Below are 847 nucleotides of genomic sequence, written 5' to 3'. Positions count from 1 at the left end.
TGGTGTGCTGACCACTTGGAGGAAGCCCAGCTCCTCTTCGCCCACAGTCCTGTAGGTCTCGAATTGAGCCGGGGTCATCGGGCTCGGCCCGTCAGGTTTGGCTCTGCATCACGTCAGCAATGCGCCGATTACGCGCCCCAGGTGACCTCGGTCAGCACCGCGATGGCGGGCAGGTGACGCGCGCCGATGTCGTGCTGCATGATCATGCGCATCAGCGTCTCGTCGCGGCTGAACGCGGCCTGCATGGTGCCCTCGCTGTCCTTGTAGGCCGCCTCGGTCGACATCGCGACTTCGATGCCCATATGCTCGCCGACCAGGATATGAGCGGGATGCACGAGCATGATTTCCGACTCGGTGCCGCCGCCCAGGTTGTCGGGAATCTCGGTCGTGATATGCACCGGCTTCTTGCGCAGCATCCCTTCCGACATTTCCGGATAGACCTTGTTCCCATTGCCGTCGCGCAGGTTGGTCAGATACATCGCCGTGCGCGGCGACATGATCCAGTGCGCGCCGATATAGGGCACGTTGGCATTGCCGAGCGCGAGCTCCATCCGACCGAGATCGTTGTCGACCTTCTGCAGGTCTGGCGCCCCCGTCATGGTCAGGATGTTGGTCGCCGCATAGCTCGTCCCGAGCAGCTGAAAGCGAAGCCCCTTGGGCGCGTATTCCGTGCCCGAGCCGCGCAGGAAATAGCGGTCCTGGATCTGCGCCGCATCGAGCACGGCGTCATCGCGCACCATGCGATCCACCGCAGTCGAGGCCGAGCGCATTGATCAGCATTGATGGATTGATTCACCTCATTCACAAAACGCCGAGACTGCTTAAGCAACGCATTGTTGAGATTGAA

General features: G+C 61.6%; 1 protein-coding gene. It reads right to left on the bottom strand.

Annotation, left to right across the window (positions count from 1 at the left end):
* Nucleotides 1-128 precede the first annotated feature (128 nt).
* A complete protein-coding gene (locus Q3Y53_RS13035; RefSeq protein ID WP_303536803.1) occupies nt 129-740 on the bottom strand; it encodes a phage major capsid protein in 612 nt (203 codons plus the stop codon).
* Between the last annotated feature and the right edge of the window lie 107 nt (nt 741-847).

It is taken from the genome of Synechococcus sp. YX-04-1, from assembly GCF_030546365.1.
In the GTDB taxonomy this organism is placed as follows: Bacteria; Cyanobacteriota; Cyanobacteriia; order PCC-6307; family Cyanobiaceae; genus Parasynechococcus.
The sequence above is the reverse complement of the archived record's forward strand: the minus strand, read 5'-3'. Positions and strand labels throughout refer to the sequence as shown.

Coding starts and splice junctions, on each gene's coding strand:
- Q3Y53_RS13035 (WP_303536803.1), bottom strand. CDS start 740: ATGGTGCGCGATGACGCCGTGCTCGATGCGGCGCAGATCCAGGACCGC.